We start from the raw sequence: 15,568 nt of genomic DNA, 5'->3' as shown, positions 1-15,568 counted from the left end.
CGCATGGGTTCAGCGTTGCTTGTAGACGTCACGCAGGCGCGTGGTCGCGGCGCTGTGACCCAGGTAATCCCGGACGTCAGCGTGAATGACCACTTCATCGGTCATCTGCGAAATCGGCATGATCGGCCCGGCTTTCTGGTCATACAGGGTCTGGATGCGCTGGTAGTCGGCCAGTTGCCGGCTGGCGTCACGCTCGCGTTCGGCCTGCTCGATCAACTGGTTGATCTCGGCGTTGTAGAACGAGGTGCGCCAGCCCTGAAAGTTGCTCAACCTGGCTTCTTCGCGGTTGTCCGGGTTGTAAATGAGCGCTCGCAGGCTGGAGTGCGGATGGCGCTCGGCACCGCCACCGCCACGCCCGACCAGAATGTCGAAGCGCCGGTCGCGCATTGCGCCGTAGATCTGGTTACCGGTGCCGGTAATGATCGACGCCTGAATGCCTGCCTGGGCGAGGGTCGATTGCAGGCTGGTGGCGATGTTGATGAAGGGCGAGTCGGTCAGTGAGCGAATGGTGATCTTGAAGCCATTCGGGTGCCCGGCTTCGGCCAGCAGGCGCTTGGCCTCGGCGACGTTGAGCGCATAGCCCGGGTCATCCAGTCTGGCCGCCAGCCCCAGTTGCAGCGGGCGCTGGTTGATAACTCCGTAATGCGGCATGACCACGGAGTTGATGCCTTGATAGTCGATCAGCGCACGAATCGCCTGGCGCACCCGGATATCCTGAAACAGTGGCTGCTCCATGCTCAGTGCGACGTAGTACAGGGTGCCGCGCGGGATGGTCTGCACATTGACGTCTTTCGAGCGGGTCAGTGCCTTGATGTCGGTGGCCGCCATGCCGCGCGCCACGTCCAGGTCTCCGCGCTCCACCATCAGGCGCAGCGCCTGGGATTCGGTCATGTTGCGCATGATCACCCGACGCAGTCTGGCCGGGCCGCGCCAGTATTGCTCGAAGCGGCTCATCAGAATCACGTCGTTGGCACGCCAGATGTCCAGCTTGAATGCGCCGGAGCCCGCTGTGTTGGTGGTCAGCCATGCGGCGCCCAGATCATCACCCCTGGCATGCTGCAACGCGGTCAGCCTATCGATGACGAAGGCGCTGGGCGAGGTTGCCAGCGTGTTGAGCACCAGCATGGGGTCGGTGGCTTTGGGCAGGTCAAGCACGAAGGTCGATGGTCCTTCGGCGCGCATCAGTTTGCTGACGTTGTCAGCGGTGTAACCGTAGGCTTTCCAGGTGGAAGCCAAGGCCTTGTTGAGTGTGACCACACGTTGCAGCGACCAGGCAACGTCCTGGGCAGTAAGCGGGTTGCCGGAGTGAAACGTCACACCCGGGCGGAGATGGAAGGTCAGGCGCATGCGGTCGGGGCTGATTTCCCAGCGCTCGGCCAGTGCCGGAATCAACTGGTCGGGGCGGGCAGCGTCCTGTTCCAGCAGCATGTCATAGACATTGGCGTTGACCTCGGACACCTCAAGGCCGGTGGCACCTGCCGGGTCCAGGGACAGCAGGTTGATCATGCTCATGCCGACCACCAGTTGATCGACCGGTGTTTCACCGCGCGCCAGGGCGGGCGGGGTGTGCACGAGTGTCGCCGTCAGGGCGAGGCATAGCAGCCAGGGCAGGCGCTTGAGCCAGAGCTTCATGGGGGCAGTCCTTTTTTATATTTATAAGACGCTGTGTCGAGATGTCGAGCGAAGGGCGCTCGGCGTGCCCTTCGCAATGCTGCCAGTCAGTAACGCTGTTCGGTGTGTGTCTCGATATAGCTGAAGTTGATGTCTTCGCCCAGTCCGGGCTGCCCGGAAAGGTGCACGAAACCGTCGCTGTCCATTGGGTCGACCAGCGTATTGAGGTAGGCCGGTACATCGTCGTATTCAAGAAACGGATGCAGCAGGCCGCGTTCGTACCAGCGGCAGTTGCTGATAGCGCCGACCACGGCGAGGTTGGCAGCGCCGTTGCCATGCACTTCGCAGTCCATGCCGAACGACTCGGCCAGATGCGCGACTTTCAGGCACGGCCAGATGCCGCCGACGCCAGCCACGCCAGCGCGGAGGATGTCGCAGGCCTTGTTGGTTACCCAGCTGGCGCGGCTGTGGTACTTGCCGGCAATGCTTTCCGGGCCAAGCACCGGAATGTCCAGGTTGGCCGCCAGCCAGGCATAGGATTCGGCAGAGTCTTCCATCATCGGCTCTTCGAACCAGGCGAAGTCGAGCTTTTGCAGTTCACGCCCGATGTATAGCGCGTCGGTGCGGCTGTACCAGTGATACCCGTCGAGCATCAGAGCAATGTCCGGGCCGACCGCTTCCCGCACCGCAGCGCAGGCTTGCACATCCATGCGCGGGTCGGGGGCGAACGAGATCGGCGGCATCCAGGTGTGCAGTTTGATGCCTTTGTAGCCGCGCTTTACCAGCTTTTCGGCAAACTGACCGTATTCGTCCGGGGTGGACAGGCCGCCGGGCAAGTCGTCACCGCACATGGTCGAGCCGTAGGCCAGTACCTTGTCACGATAGCCGCCCAACAGTTTGTGCACGGGCAGTTTCAAGGCGCGTCCGGCAAGGTCCCACAGCGCCTGCTCTACCAGTGCCAGCGCGCGGTCGGTGAACTGGCTGGCGCTGCCGCGTTGCCAGTGGGCCAGTTCCTGCCAGATTTTTTCACGATTCATCGGGTTCTGGCCGATCAGCACCTTTTTCACGAATGACTCGATGATGTGCGGGCGGATCAGTTCGGGCGGGCCAAAGGAAAATCCTTCGCTGCCCTCGTCGCAGGCGATACGCAGCATGGCCATTCTGACCGGTTTTTCTTCGCCTGGATGGGCATGACCTGCGCTGTCTACAGCGCGGCGTGAAGGGAAGGAAAAAACGTCGACACTGACCGAGGTGATTTTCATGAGGACCTTCATGGATATTGTTGTTATCAGGTTATTAGTATGTCGTCATACAACGTTGGGGCGATTATTTGCAGCCTTGTAGGACGATGTCAATAGTCGTATGACGACTATTTCCTGTATTGATGGGCGTTATAGGCGGTTATGAGCGAGCCGCGATGAATGGCGTGAGGTATTTGCGCGGGATGACAGCGTTTAAGTCGTTATACCTTTGGCCTCTGAATAGCATTAAGTGCTGCACGCAACCTGCCGTCGCGCCAGGAACGCCCCGTGCAGGGCAGGGCGGCGCGCTGAATTTTCCGCAAAACGCTTAAATTATCTTCATGTTCAAGTCAGAAAAGCCGCAAAGCCCCGTTTTCAGGGCTTTCGTAAAAAAACATGGCGCTGGGCCACAACATGTTTTTCACATCCTCTTCACTGCGTCAGCACGATGCTGAACCTATCTTGCCTGCACGGGAGCGGTGAAGACATCGGGTACCTCCCGAGTCAACACCACACATAGGTTCATGGCAGGAGTGGTCACTTGGCTGACACGACAATAAACAAGAATGTGCTCGCCGATTCGGGCATTCAGCAGCGCCGCAAAGTGCATCAGCACATCTTCTCGATAACGGTGACTGTCGTATTGCTGGCTATCTGCGCCTGGTTTTATACGGCGTTCTCAAGCGTGCATGTGGTGGATCTGGGCATTGGCAGCAACCTGAAGGTTTCCGGTCTTCGCGAGCATTGGCGGCAAGGTGATGTGGTGGTGATGGTTCGGCACGCCGAACGCTGCGACCGCTCTAGCAACCCTTGCATGAGCGATGCTGACGGCATTACCTCCAACGGGCGGGATGCGGCACTGGCCGTGGGCGCCGGTTTGCAGAAAATGGGCATGGACCATGTGCGCATGATCGCCAGCCCCAAGACCCGCACTCAACAGACTGCACAACTTCTGGCAGGCCATTCCGTGGCCGCTCAGGACTGGATCAACGACTGCGACGGCGGTTTCATGAAGGTCGTGGAAGACCACAAGGTCAGTGGCGAAAATCTGGTGCTGGTGACGCATAGCGGCTGTATCGACCAGTTCGAACGCAAGATCGGCGTGATCGGCGGCGAGCGTTCAAGTGAGTACGCTCAGGCATTTTTCGTGCAGATGGATGGTACCCACCGGCCGAAAATTCTCGGCTCGCTGACTTCCGGGCAATGGGCAAACCTCAACAGCGAGCAATTCAATTGATGACATCTTCCAGCCCCAGGCTGCGGTTTTACGCCGTCAATCTGGGTGTGCCCGTGTTTTTCGCTCTACTGGTCTTCGTGACATTCGACCTGACCAGTATTGACCGACAGTTGAGTGACCTGTTTTTTGATTCGGCAGCCGGCGTATTTCCCATCGGGCAGATGCACCTGTTCGAGACCATCACGCACAAGTGGACGCGAATCATCCCGGACTGGACCGGAGAGTTGGCGATCATTGGTGCAATGCTGTCGTTTATCTGGCCTTTACTGGAAAAAAAGGCCGGTTCGCGCTTCATGAGGCGCCTGTCGGGTTCCCGGACAGAGGCGCTTCTGCGCTTTACGCGCAGGCATCGGTTGGACTTTTTTTTCGTGATCGTTGCCTTTGCGCTAAGCACCGGCATGATCCATTACCTGAAAAGCCACACCAGTGTGTACTGCCCCGTTGAAACCACCTTGTACGGTGGCAGCGAGGCGCACATCGAGTGGTTCCGAAACTTCAATTTTCTGCATGAAGCCGGTGCCGGGCGTTGCTGGCCAGGCGGTCATGCGTCAAGCGCATTCAGTCTGCTGGCCTTGTACTTCGTGGCTCGGCGCTATTGCTGGCAGCATTCCAGGATCCTGCTGGCAGGCATTCTCGTGCTCGGCATGATCTACGGCACTACGCGGGTGCTGCAAGGCTGGCACTTTATGTCGCACACGTTCTGGGCGGGTATCGTGGTGTGGCTGAGCACGCTGCTGGTCGCACTGTGCTTTTATGGACGATCCAGGTTGCAACAGCCAATTCGTAACGCCGCAGTTTCCGGTCGGCGTGATGAATTTTTTACTCAACCTGCCGATTCAATGGCAACAGGGTCCCGCTCGGCCGGGTAGAAAACAAGAAGGCGCTGCAATGAACATTCTGGTTATTGAAGACCACCGTGACATTCACGATAACCTGCTGGAATTCTTCGAACTCAGGGGGCACGCGGTAGAAGGTGCGCTGGACGGCCTGAGCGGGCTGCACCTGGCGGCGTCGAAGCGCTTCGACGCGATCATTCTCGACATCATGTTGCCGGGCATTGACGGCAATCAGATCTGCCGCAGTCTGCGCCAGTATTCGAAGTCGGAAGTCGCCATTGTAATGCTCAGTGCGCGGGATGAGCTGGATGACCGTCTTACCGGCTTCAAGGTGGGTGCCGATGATTACATCACCAAGCCGTTCGCGATGTCCGAGGTGCTCGCCCGGGTCGAAGCGGTGGTGGGCCGACGCCAGCGCAAGGATAACCGGGTAATGGTGGTCGCTGACCTGCACTTCGATCTGGATACCCTTGAGATAACCCGCAACGGTGTGCCTTTGAAGCTCAACCCGACCAACATGAAACTGTTGGAATTGCTGATGCGCAAAAGTCCCCATATCGTGAAGCGATCCGAGCTGGAAGAGGTGCTTTGGGGGCGTGATGCCCCGAACAGCAGTAGCCTGCGCAGCAACATTCATATCCTCAGGCGGGTGCTGGATGGCGACCACGAGACGCCGTTGCTGCATACCGCTCATGGCCTGGGTTACAAGTTGTGTGTCCAGCGCTGAAGCCTGTTCAGTCGAAATTGAACAGGCGCTGGATCAAGGTCGGTGTACTGCCGGTCCAGCGTTTGAACGAGCGGCGGAAGTTGGCCGGATCGTTGAAGTTCAGGTAGTCCGCCACAGCCTCGTTGCTCAGCCCCTTGATCTGATACAGGTACAGCGCGACATGCTTGCGCGCCAGGTCGTGCTGGGCCTGAAAACTGGTGCCGTGTTTGTGTAACTTGCGCTTCAGCGTAGCCGGGCTCATGGCGAAGGCATGTGCAACCTGTTCCAGGCTGGTAGCCTGGCGCACGTTGTCACGCAGGTGCTGGTGTAACCGGTCCAGCAGGCTGAATGGCATACCCAGTGCAGCGAGTTGTCCGGCGGCCTCCTGTTGTGCGACCTGCACGGCGATGGGCGATGCGCCTGGCCATGCGCGGGTGAGGTAATGCCGGGGCAGGCGCATCATGTCCAGCGGGCGGCCAAATGCCGTGTTCTCGCCCAGATGCACCCAGTATTGTTCGATGTAGCGCGGTTCCTCGTGACAGAAACTGCACTCCCACGGCAGGCGTTCCCCGCTGAGCAGCTGACTCATCGCCACCAGTGCAGTCATACCGGCCTCCAGCAGGAAGCGTTGCTGTTCGCCCGCGCCGCAACTGTCCAGCCAGTAAAGGTAGGCAAAATGCTCGTCCAGCTCCAGGCGCGGCGTCAGCAACGGGCTGAGCAGCGCATGCTGGTGGATGAGGATTTCCAGCGCCTGATGCAGGTTTTGCGCATGACGCAGCGCATGGCTTGCAGCGCCGTAATGGCCGGGAAACAGTCGCTGGCCGAACAGAAAACTGGTGTCGTCGGCCTCCATCTGGCGCTGTGCGTTACCGATCAGAACGAAGAATTGCTGCGCACTGAGCCGCGTCTTGCCCGCAACGATGTCTTCGTAGAACAGGCCGGTTCCTTTGAGCAGGCGATGGCTGTCGATCCCGCGCGACAAGGCCAGATCAATCAGCGTAGCCGGCTGGTAATGGCCGGGGATGAAGCGGCTGTCGGCTTCGTACCAGTCACTTTTGAGGGTCACGGCAGTCGCTCAGGCAGTACGGGTCAGGGGACGTCGGGCGCGGGCCAGCGACAGGTTGAGGCGACGCAGCAGGTTGTCCGGCGTTTCATTGAGGGCCATGACCACCGCCACGCTGGCCGACAGTTGAATGCGTTCACCCTGTTGCCGGGTCTTGTGCGCCAGGCTGGCAACCGCCTGCTGCAGCTCCAGCGCCAGCAGTTTCGCCTGACTCTCTCCGGTATTGGGCAACAACACCACAAAGCGGTCGCCCGCCAGACGGCAGAGCAGGTCCTGGCGGCGCAGGTTGAGTACCAGCAGATGGCTGAGCGCGGATAAAACCTCATCGCCCTCGGCATGCCCGAATGCGTTATTGATCGCGCTGAAGTCATCCACGTCCACTACCAGCAGCGACAACGGTTGCTGCTGGCAGAGGCTCTGTTCCAGGCTGACGACCAGTTGGCGTTTCAAATAGTCGGCACTGCCCAGCGGGGTGAGCTTGTCGTACAGCCGATGCTCACGAAAGCCACGCTCGCGCTTTTCCATCTGCGCACTGATCGCCAGTTGCTCGCGATGCCAGTGGTAGATACCGAGGGTCAGCAGGATCAGGCCGATTGGCATCGGTCCGGATTCCAGCCAGTGTCCCCAATGGATCTGGCTGGGCAGGCGAATGAACTCGTCCAGCGCGTCGATCCACCACGAGAAGAACACACAGCTCAGGCCCGTCGACAGGTAATTGGTGACCCGACCGGCCGGCCGGCTCTTGAACACCAGAAACAGCCAGACCAGCGACAGCAGCGCAGAGCCGCCTTCGCCGACGATGTCGAGCCATTGCCATTCGCTGACCTGCTTGACGTTGCCAAATGCCAGAAAGGCCAACAGGCCCAGATTGGAGGCGACCATCAGCGCAGCGAGTTTCCAGCGATGGGGTTGGATGATCCTGAACATGAAAAGACGGCTCCCGAGCTGCTGGTTATCGGCCAGCAGAACAGATGTACATGACACTTCGGTGACGGGTAACGCGGACCGCGAAAGGTCGAATCAGCTCACGTGTGTTGCAGGTTTTTTCTACGCGCCTGACCGCCACCCCGGCTGGTTCGCCTGCCGAATGCATGCGGTTCGTGACGCTTTGCGTCACAAGTCTCCGGAGCAGCACAATGGCATGCAGCGTCTGCAGGAGGTCGATCACGGTGGCACTGGCGACGCAGATTGCGACGTAAGTGACGGCTGAGTCCTGGCGCTGATCCGGGGGTAGCCTGGCAGGACGCCAGGCTAGCCGCACCGGGCCATGGATGGCACGTTGCGGCGACCCCCGGATCAGTGACAGGGCGAAGGAACCCGACGAAGTCGGGCCGGAAACAGGAGCGAGGGGGTTTGGTTACTTTGGCCCGTCAAAGTAACTCGCCGAGGGGCGAAAAGGTGACCTGAGTCGAACCTCAATCCACCTGATGTCGCAGAACCGCTGTGTGACGCAGAGCGTCACGAAGTGCATTCCAACGCGGAGCGTTGGAACGAGAGTCATATGCACATCGGCTTTTGATTCCGCCCAGCCCCGCCTGAAAGTCAAATCAGCTCATTTACTTGCCCAGTCGCCCTAAAACCCCGTGCTTTCAGCCCCTGCGCCCGTTACCTGTCACAGAACCGTCACTGCGCGACTCTAGCTTGCGCCTCCAGTTGCCGGGTCATTTGCCTGGCCTGTCGGGATTATGGGGGAGGACTTAACATGCACAGGCGTCGCAGCAGGGCTCAACTGGTCGGCTTCACACTCAGCGCGCTGGCATTTGCCATTGCCAGCGAACGTTTGCAGGCGGCCGAAGCCGATACCACCGAGCATGTGCAAGTGGTCGGGCAGGCGGCGAGTATCGACAACGCGCTCAAGGAGCAACGCAGCTCCGACAGTATCAAGAGCGTGGTGCATGCCGACGGCGTTGCACAGTTACCGGACCAGAACGTCGCCGAAGCAGTGCAACGCATGCCGGGCGTCAGCGTCGAGCGCGATCAGGGCGAGGGGCGCTTTGTCACTGTTCGGGGATTGGCGCCCGACCTCAACAGCGTGACCATCAACGGCACGCTGGTGCCCGCCCCGGAAAGTGGCCGACGCGCCGTAGCGCTGGATGTGCTGCCTGCCGAACTGGTGCAGTCACTGTCAGTGATCAAAACCCTGACCCCGGACATGGACGCCAACTCGCTGGGCGGTACAGTCGATGTCGAAAGCCTCTCTGCCTTCGACCACAAAGGGCTGTTCTACACCGGCAGCAGCGAAGCCAGCTACGACAAGAACACCCACCAGACCAGCCCCAAGTTTTCCGGCGCGGCGAGCAATCGTTTCAGCCTTGGCGACGGCATCGACAACTTCGGTGTGGCGGCAGCACTGAGCTGGCAGAAGCGTGATTTCGGCTCCGACAACGTCGAGACCGGCGGAGACTGGGACGGCTCGCGACTGCAATCGTTTGAACAACGCGACTACGACATCAGCCGCGAGCGCACCGGGGGTGGTCTTAACTTCGATTACAAACCCGATGACCTCAGCAAATACTACCTGCGCACCCTGTACAGCCGTTTCAAGGATGATGAGGTGCGCACCACCAACGGTTTCGAATTTGCCAATGCCCAGAGCGCAGGGCAGACCGGCGATGCCGAAGGCACGCGCAAGCTCAAGGCGCGCACCGAAACCCAAGAAATCCAGTCCTACGTGTTTGGTGGCGAACGTATGGTCGGCCTGTGGACGCTCAGCGGCCAGGCCGGTTACAGCGAGTCCAGTGAAGACAGCCCTAGCCATATTGCCGGGGCCACATTCGTGGGCAACGATGATTTTGCCGACACCGGTTTCTACGACCGCGACAAGCCAAGGCCCATCGTCGATCCCTCGTTTTACGACAATTCGAACTTTACCCTGGACAAGGTCGACCGGGAAAAGCAGTACACCAAAGACACCGAGAAGAACGTGCGCCTCGACCTGGCCCGCGATTACGACTTCAAGGGCTATGCCTCGCAGTTCAAGTTTGGCGGCAAGGTCAGCCGACGCGACAAAAGCAACGATCTGGAAGTCTGGAAATACGAAGATTTCGATGACCAGGGTATCAGCGACCAGCAACTCAACCTGACACAGTTTCAGAAAGGCACCATCGACTATCGACTGGGCAATTTCGGCAGCGGCATCAGTCCCACTGCGATCAAGGGCCTGATCGGCGGCCTGAACGCTGATAACGCCTACGATGAGGCTGAAAGCCGCGCCAATGACTTCAAGATCAACGAAGACATCAATGCCGGTTATTTCATGAATACCCTGGATGTCGATAAGTGGCGCTTCATCGCCGGCCTGCGTTACGAAGGCACGGAAATGGACGCCAAGGGCACCGGTGTGCGCGATGGCGCGTTCGAGTCCAGTACCACCAACCGCCGCTATCACCACTGGTTACCAGGTCTGCATGCCCGTTATCAGATCGACAAGAGCACCCAGTTGCGCGCCGCCTGGACCAAAACCGTGGTGCGCCCGACGTTCGGGCAACTGGCGCCGGGCTTTGTGATCGACGATGGCGAAGCCTCTTTCGGTAACCCGAATCTGAAGCCGCTGGAGTCGAGCAACCTTGACCTGGGCATCGAACACTTCATGGGCCGAGCGGGGACGGTGTCGGCGTTCGTGTTCTACAAGGACATCCAGAATTTCGTCTACAACACCGACCTGGCGGGCACCGGGCAGTGGGCGAACTTCTCCGAAGCCAACACCTACGCCAACGGCGACAAGGCCAAGCTCTATGGCCTGGAACTGGCCTATTCGCAAAAGCTCGACTGGCTGCCATCGCCATGGAACGGTCTGCTGCTGGGCGCCAACGCCACGTTGAGCCGTTCCGACGCGAGCATCAACGGTTTCGACCAGAGCACCGGCACCAACCGCAAGCGCGACATCGACTTGCCCAGCCAGTCGAAAACCGTCGGTAACGTCATGCTCGGCTGGGAGAACGACAAGCTGAGTCTGCGTCTGTCCGCCAACTACAAATCGGCCTATCTCTACGAGTTGGCGTCGATCGGCGACAAGGACCACGACCAGTACGTGGATGCGCAGACTTTCGTCGATTTCAGCGCCCGCTATTCACTGACCAAGAACCTCAAGGTCAGCTTCGAGGCGCAGAACCTCACCGATCAGCCGTATTTCGTCTACAGCGGTCATCGAGCCTACAACGGCCAGTACGAAGAATACGGCCCGACCTACAAAGTCGGCCTGACCTTCACTCACTTCTGATCGACCTGACGCGCTCATTCAAAGGATTCAACCGTTCATGATCATTTCGTTATCACCCAAGCCAGCGTGCCTGGCGCTATTGCTTTGCCTTGCGGCCGGGGCTGCGCACGCGTCGCCGCCGCTGGACCTGAACCTGACACGCTGGGCCGAAAATGCATCGTTCAAGGCTCAATCCGCAACCTTTCTGCCGGGCAGTGACGGCACCCGCCGTCTGGCCGCGAGCGTCAAGGCCGGGCTGTTGCTGCTGGATGAGCAGGGCCGCGAGCTGGCGAAAATGCCGGGGTCGTTCCAAGGGCTCGACAGCCGTACTACAGGCTCGAGTGTGCTCATTGCAACGCTGGATAATGCCCGCCAGCAGGCCATGCTGACCCAGCTCGATCCGACCGGAGCACACTGGTCAAAGCCGGTTTATCTGCCTGCACGCGATTATTCAGTGGCCGGTCTGTGCCTTTACCGCGATGACGCCAGCAACCTGTTTGTGTTTCTGGTGGGCGAAGAGGGCAAGGGCGAACAATGGCTGATTGGCGCAGATAACCAACTGAACGACGCGCCACGCCTGGTGCGTAACCTGCCGCTACCACCCAAAGCCGAGTTTTGTCAGGTTGACGACGCTGCGCACAAGTTGTTCGTCAATGAACAAAACATTGGTTGGTGGGCCTACCCGGCGCACCCCGAGGCCGACGTCGCGCGTCAGCCTGTGGCCCTGCGCGAACCGTTTGGCGAGTTGAAACAGGCGGCGGGGGCAATGGCCATTGTTCCGGGCGGTTTGCTGGCGCTGGACCCGAAAGGCAAGGCATTGCATCTCTATCAGCAGCAGGAATCGCTGGAGAACTGGACGCCGGTGGCCGATCTGTCGCTGATGAGCCTGAAAAAGCCGGAAGGGCTTTCTGTGCGTGAGGGCAAGAACAGCTTGCAGGTGTTGCTTAACGACAATGACGGCGAGCGCCTGTATCAGGGTGAACTGAACTGGTCGCCCAAACCGGTGACTGTCGCCAAGCCGTTGCCGACTGTCATGGCGGCGAGTCAGAGCCAGCCGGTCGGGCGTCAGGGTGATGCCGCCGACGACCCGGCCATTTGGGTCCACCCGAAAAATCCGGCGCTCAGCCGCGTGCTGGGCACCAACAAAAAACAGGGCCTGCTGGCTTATGACCTGAGTGGCAAGCAGTTGCAGGAGTTGCCGGTAGGCCGCCTGAACAACGTCGACATACGCCCAGGCTTCATGCTCGGCAAGAAAAGCGTCGATCTGGCGGTGGCCAGTAACCGGGATCACAACAGCCTGAGCCTGTTCAGCATCGACCGGGCCAGCGGCGTCATTCGTGAAGCGGGAGAGATCCCCACGCCATTGGCGGAAATCTATGGCGTCTGCCTGTTCAAACCTGCCAGTGGCGAGCTGTACGCCTTCGCCAACGGTAAAGACGGCAGCTTTCTCCAGTATCGGCTCAGCGCGTCCGATGGCAAGGCGAAAGGCGAGCTGGTACGCCGCTTCAAGGTCGACACCCAGCCGGAAGGCTGCGTGGCCGATGACCAGCGTCAGCGCTTGTTTCTCGGTGAAGAGGACGTTGGCGTCTGGGAAGTCGATGCGCGCGCCGATCAGCCTGCGACGCTTTCCAGTGTGATCAAGGTGGGCGAGGCGGTGCATGCCGATGTCGAGGGGTTGGCGCTGTATCAGAGTGACAACCATGACTATCTGGTGATCTCCAGTCAGGGTAACGACAGTTACGTGGTGGTCGACGCCGAGCCGCCTTACGCACTGCGCGGCGCTTTTCGGGTCGGTCTCAACGCGAACGCGGGGATTGACGGTACCTCGGAAACCGACGGCATCGAAGTGACCTCCATGAACCTCGGCGGACCCTGGAGCAAAGGCATGCTGGTGGTTCAGGACGGGCGCAAACGCATGCCCGAGCAGGCGCAGAACTTCAAGTTCGTGCCGTGGGCCGAGGTGATGAAAACCTTGAAGCTGCCGTAAGTCGTTTGTCATCAAGCGGTGCTAATCATTCGTTCCATTACAGAGGACTACCACGATGCACGCCACCCTCGAACACATGACCATCTTGGGCCTGATCAGCGATGCCAGCCTGCTGGTCAAGGCCGTGATGCTGATTTTGTTGCTCGCTTCGCTGGTCAGCTGGTACCTGATCATTCAGCGCAGTCTTGCGCTGGGCCATTACGAGCGGACACTGGATGCGTTTCAGCAGCGCTTTCGCGGTGAGGCAGAGCTGTCACCGCTGTACGCCGAGAGCCGTTCGGCTCAAGAGGGCGCTGACGGTATCGAGCGCGTCTTCAACGCCGGTTATGCCGAGTACGTGCAACTCAAGCCACGTCCCGGCATCGAGCCTGACGTGGTGCTGTCAGGCGTCGAACGCGCATTGCAGGTCGCGATCAGCGAGCAGGAGCTGCAACTGGAAAAAGGCCTGCAGTTTCTCGCCACGGTCGGTTCGGTCAGCCCCTATATCGGCCTGTTCGGCACGGTCTGGGGGATCATGAATTCCTTCATCGGCCTGTCTCAAGTGCAGCAGGCCACACTGTCGACGGTCGCGCCGGGTATTGCCGAAGCCTTGATTGCCACGGCCATCGGCCTGTTCGCCGCCATTCCTGCCGTTATCGCCTACAACCGCTTTGCCGCGCGTGGCCAGACGCTCACGGCCCGCTACTACAGCTTCGGCAATGAACTGCAGGTGCGCCTGAACCGCACCTTGCAAGGCCTGACCCGCAACATGGCCGCTGCGGCCTGAGGACTTGTCATGCTGGTCAAACCGCAACGCAAACATGGCCCGAAAGCCGAAATGAATGTCGTGCCCTATATCGACGTGATGCTGGTGCTGCTGGTAATTTTCATGGTCACGGCACCGATGCTGACCCAAGGCGTGAAAATCGAGTTACCCAAAGTCGCCAGCGAAGCACTCGCCAGCGATACCCGGCAACGTATCGTGACCCTGTCCGTCAAGGCGCAGGGCGGCTACTACTGGAACCTGGGCGACACGGTCGATACTCAGGCGCAGACCGATCAGGCCGCGAGCCTTGAAGACATGCAGGAGCGCATTGCCCGACTGGTTGCCGAGCGCAAGGACACGCAAGTGTTCATCCGTGCTGATGACAAGGCTGATTATGGCCGGGTAGTCGCCGCCATGGCGGCGCTGCAACGCAGTGGTGTAACGCAGTTGGGCTTGGTGACCGAGGCCCCGCAATGAACACCCTGGCCCTCGATTACCACATGCCGCGCCGCGAATGGGTGAATGGGCCCTGGCTGCGCAGCAATGGCCTGGCCGCTGCCATCGCGCTGGCATTGCATGGCGCGCTGCTGGGCGGGCTTATGTTCGGCTGGAGCCCGCACGAAGCAACGCCTGCACAGACCAGAACCCTGACCACGCAATTAGTGATTTTGCCGCCAGCGCCTAAGCAGGTTCCAGTCGCCGCTGCGCCGGTTGTCGAGCCTGTTCAGCTGCCGCCACCTGCACCGGCCTCGCTGCCGATCACCCAGCCGGTGGAAGCTGCAAAACCGCAGGCAGAGCCGCAGCGCCAGGTCGAACAGGCGGCGTTGGCACGCAAGCGCGTTGACGAGCAAAAGCGCGTGCGCGAACAGCAACAGAGTGCTCAGCGCCTGCACGAAGCCGAGCAGCAAAAGCGCCAGGAACAGCAGCGTCTGGCCGAACAGCAACGTCAGCAGGTTGAGCAACAACGTCAGGCCGAACAGGCGCGTCAGTCTGCCGAGCGCGCCCGCCAGGCGCAGCAATCAGCACAACAGCAGGCCGCCGCTGACAGCAGCCAGTATCAGCCACTCAGCAAGGAGGCTCCAGACTATCCCGAACGGGCGCTGGAAAAAGGCATCGAGGGTGATTGCACGGTTGTCTACGACGTGTCGCCGCAAGGCACGGTGGTCAACCCGCAAGTGCAGGGTGCGTGCCATCCACTGTTTATCCGTCCGTCACTGGCCGCAGCGCAAACTTTTCGTTATCAGCCACGGGTTGTCGAGGGCAGGGCGGTGAGCGTGTCCGGGGTGAAGAATACCTTCCACTACCGGATCAAATAGACAGCGGCCTGACGCATGCTGCGGCAGGCCCGCAGAGGTTTTAACTGACCTTGAAGCGCCGTACCAGCGCAATCAGGCGAGTGTTGGACTCGGAAAGGGCAGCGGTGCTGCGTTCGTTGCTGGAGCCGCCTTCGACCAGTTCTTCGACGATGTGGCGAACGGCAATGATGTTACGGCTGATTTCCTCGGACACCGCGCTTTGCTCCTCGGCCGCTGTGGCGATTTGCGTGCTCAGGTCGTTGATCTGCAGAACCGAGCGAGTCATGTCATCCAGGCCGCTTGTTACGGCAGTGGTTTTGCCCGCCGTGGTCTGGCAGCTCTGACGGGTTTTTTCCATCGCGGCTACTGCGGCGCTGACGCCTTGTTGCAGGCTGCCGAGCATTTCGTTGATCTCCGACGTGCTGGCCTGGGTGCGAGCGGCGAGGGCGCGCACTTCATCGGCCACGACCGCGAAGCCACGACCCTGTTCGCCGGCGCGCGCGGCTTCAATGGCGGCGTTAAGCGCAAGCAGGTTGGTCTGCCCGGCGATTTCGCCAATCACCGCCAGCACCGCGTTGATGCGCTTGGCGTCCTGCTCCATCGACTGCACTTTGCTGGTGGCCGAATCGACCTCGCTGATCAGTGCATT

The 15,568-nt window shown here is 60.1% G+C and carries 12 protein-coding genes and 1 pseudogene; 8 read left to right on the top strand and 5 right to left on the bottom strand.

Annotated features, from left to right (window positions below; genetic code table 11):
- Window positions 1-9 precede the first annotated feature (9 nt).
- Both RYC17_RS16505 and RYC17_RS16500 read right to left on the bottom strand, forming a co-directional pair.
- On the bottom strand, window positions 10-1,632 hold the full coding sequence (locus RYC17_RS16505; protein ID WP_316903793.1) for an ABC transporter substrate-binding protein: 1,623 nt from the start codon (window positions 1,630-1,632) through the stop codon (window positions 10-12).
- Window positions 1,633-1,718: 86 nt separating this feature from the next.
- Entirely contained in the window at window positions 1,719-2,873 is a 1,155-nt protein-coding gene (locus RYC17_RS16500) for a mandelate racemase family protein (protein ID WP_316903791.1), read from the bottom strand.
- A gap of 520 nt (window positions 2,874-3,393) precedes the next feature.
- Here RYC17_RS16500 and RYC17_RS16495 point away from each other — a divergent pair.
- From RYC17_RS16495 to RYC17_RS16485, 3 genes are read left to right on the top strand one after another with little or no spacing between them, the layout of a single operon-like run.
- Window positions 3,394-4,089 carry a histidine phosphatase family protein gene (locus RYC17_RS16495; RefSeq protein ID WP_316903789.1) on the top strand — a complete coding sequence of 232 codons (696 nt, stop codon included), beginning with the start codon at window positions 3,394-3,396 and terminating at the stop codon, window positions 4,087-4,089.
- Entirely contained in the window at window positions 4,089-4,958 is an 870-nt protein-coding gene (locus RYC17_RS16490) for a phosphatase PAP2 family protein (RefSeq protein WP_193601385.1), read from the top strand. The genes RYC17_RS16495 and RYC17_RS16490 overlap by 1 nt, the downstream gene beginning before the upstream one ends.
- A gap of 19 nt (window positions 4,959-4,977) precedes the next feature.
- Window positions 4,978-5,652, top strand: a complete 675-nt coding sequence (locus RYC17_RS16485) for a response regulator transcription factor (protein ID WP_004665622.1) — start codon at window positions 4,978-4,980, stop codon at window positions 5,650-5,652.
- A 7-nt stretch (window positions 5,653-5,659) separates the two neighbouring features.
- Here the strand turns inward: RYC17_RS16485 and RYC17_RS16480 are convergent, their stop codons facing one another.
- Complete coding sequence (locus RYC17_RS16480) at window positions 5,660-6,697, bottom strand: AraC family transcriptional regulator (RefSeq protein ID WP_122258108.1); 1,038 nt, start codon at window positions 6,695-6,697, stop codon at window positions 5,660-5,662.
- 9 nt (window positions 6,698-6,706) lie between these two features.
- Window positions 6,707-7,621 (bottom strand): GGDEF domain-containing protein, encoded by a 915-nt coding sequence (locus RYC17_RS16475; protein ID WP_054072615.1) that lies wholly within the window; start codon window positions 7,619-7,621, stop codon window positions 6,707-6,709.
- Window positions 7,622-8,396: 775 nt separating this feature from the next.
- On the opposite strand from RYC17_RS16475, the gene RYC17_RS16470 reads away from it, so the two are divergent.
- From RYC17_RS16470 to RYC17_RS16450, 5 genes are read left to right on the top strand one after another with little or no spacing between them, the layout of a single operon-like run.
- On the top strand, window positions 8,397-10,913 hold the full coding sequence (locus RYC17_RS16470; RefSeq protein ID WP_316903786.1) for a TonB-dependent receptor: 2,517 nt from the start codon (window positions 8,397-8,399) through the stop codon (window positions 10,911-10,913).
- Between the two features lie 37 nt (window positions 10,914-10,950).
- Window positions 10,951-12,879 (top strand): phytase, encoded by a 1,929-nt coding sequence (locus RYC17_RS16465; RefSeq protein WP_122281973.1) that lies wholly within the window; start codon window positions 10,951-10,953, stop codon window positions 12,877-12,879.
- A 55-nt stretch (window positions 12,880-12,934) separates the two neighbouring features.
- Window positions 12,935-13,645 carry a protein TolQ gene (gene tolQ, locus RYC17_RS16460; protein ID WP_122258106.1) on the top strand — a complete coding sequence of 237 codons (711 nt, stop codon included), beginning with the start codon at window positions 12,935-12,937 and terminating at the stop codon, window positions 13,643-13,645.
- A 9-nt stretch (window positions 13,646-13,654) separates the two neighbouring features.
- Window positions 13,655-14,101, top strand: a complete 447-nt coding sequence (tolR, locus tag RYC17_RS16455; protein ID WP_057407804.1) for a protein TolR — start codon at window positions 13,655-13,657, stop codon at window positions 14,099-14,101.
- Window positions 14,098-14,940 (top strand): energy transducer TonB, encoded by an 843-nt coding sequence (locus RYC17_RS16450; RefSeq protein WP_316903783.1) that lies wholly within the window; start codon window positions 14,098-14,100, stop codon window positions 14,938-14,940. Before tolR ends, RYC17_RS16450 begins: the two co-directional genes overlap by 4 nt.
- 40 nt (window positions 14,941-14,980) lie before the next feature.
- On the opposite strand, the pseudogene RYC17_RS26980 reads toward RYC17_RS16450, so the two are convergent.
- A pseudogene (locus tag RYC17_RS26980) lies at window positions 14,981-15,556 on the bottom strand (methyl-accepting chemotaxis protein); the annotation flags it as partial.
- Between the last annotated feature and the right edge of the window lie 12 nt (window positions 15,557-15,568).

The sequence above is a fragment of the Pseudomonas syringae group sp. J248-6 genome (genome assembly GCF_032586995.1).
GTDB classification, from domain to species: Bacteria; Pseudomonadota; Gammaproteobacteria; order Pseudomonadales; family Pseudomonadaceae; genus Aquipseudomonas; species Aquipseudomonas amygdali.
The sequence above is the reverse complement of the archived record's forward strand: the minus strand, read 5'-3'. Positions and strand labels throughout refer to the sequence as shown.

What these genes read in the sequence shown, in the direction of transcription:
- tolR (WP_057407804.1), top strand. Translation starts at nt 13,655, where the DNA reads ATGCTGGTCAAACCGCAACGCAAACATGGCCCGAAAGCCGAAATGAAT.
- RYC17_RS16470 (WP_316903786.1), top strand. Translation starts at nt 8,397, where the DNA reads ATGCACAGGCGTCGCAGCAGGGCTCAACTGGTCGGCTTCACACTCAGC.
- tolQ (WP_122258106.1), top strand. Translation starts at nt 12,935, where the DNA reads ATGCACGCCACCCTCGAACACATGACCATCTTGGGCCTGATCAGCGAT.
- RYC17_RS16475 (WP_054072615.1), bottom strand. Translation starts at nt 7,621, where the DNA reads ATGTTCAGGATCATCCAACCCCATCGCTGGAAACTCGCTGCGCTGATG.
- RYC17_RS16465 (WP_122281973.1), top strand. Translation starts at nt 10,951, where the DNA reads ATGATCATTTCGTTATCACCCAAGCCAGCGTGCCTGGCGCTATTGCTT.
- RYC17_RS16500 (WP_316903791.1), bottom strand. Translation starts at nt 2,873, where the DNA reads ATGAAAATCACCTCGGTCAGTGTCGACGTTTTTTCCTTCCCTTCACGC.
- RYC17_RS16450 (WP_316903783.1), top strand. Translation starts at nt 14,098, where the DNA reads ATGAACACCCTGGCCCTCGATTACCACATGCCGCGCCGCGAATGGGTG.
- RYC17_RS16505 (WP_316903793.1), bottom strand. Translation starts at nt 1,632, where the DNA reads ATGAAGCTCTGGCTCAAGCGCCTGCCCTGGCTGCTATGCCTCGCCCTG.
- RYC17_RS16490 (WP_193601385.1), top strand. Translation starts at nt 4,089, where the DNA reads ATGACATCTTCCAGCCCCAGGCTGCGGTTTTACGCCGTCAATCTGGGT.
- RYC17_RS16485 (WP_004665622.1), top strand. Translation starts at nt 4,978, where the DNA reads ATGAACATTCTGGTTATTGAAGACCACCGTGACATTCACGATAACCTG.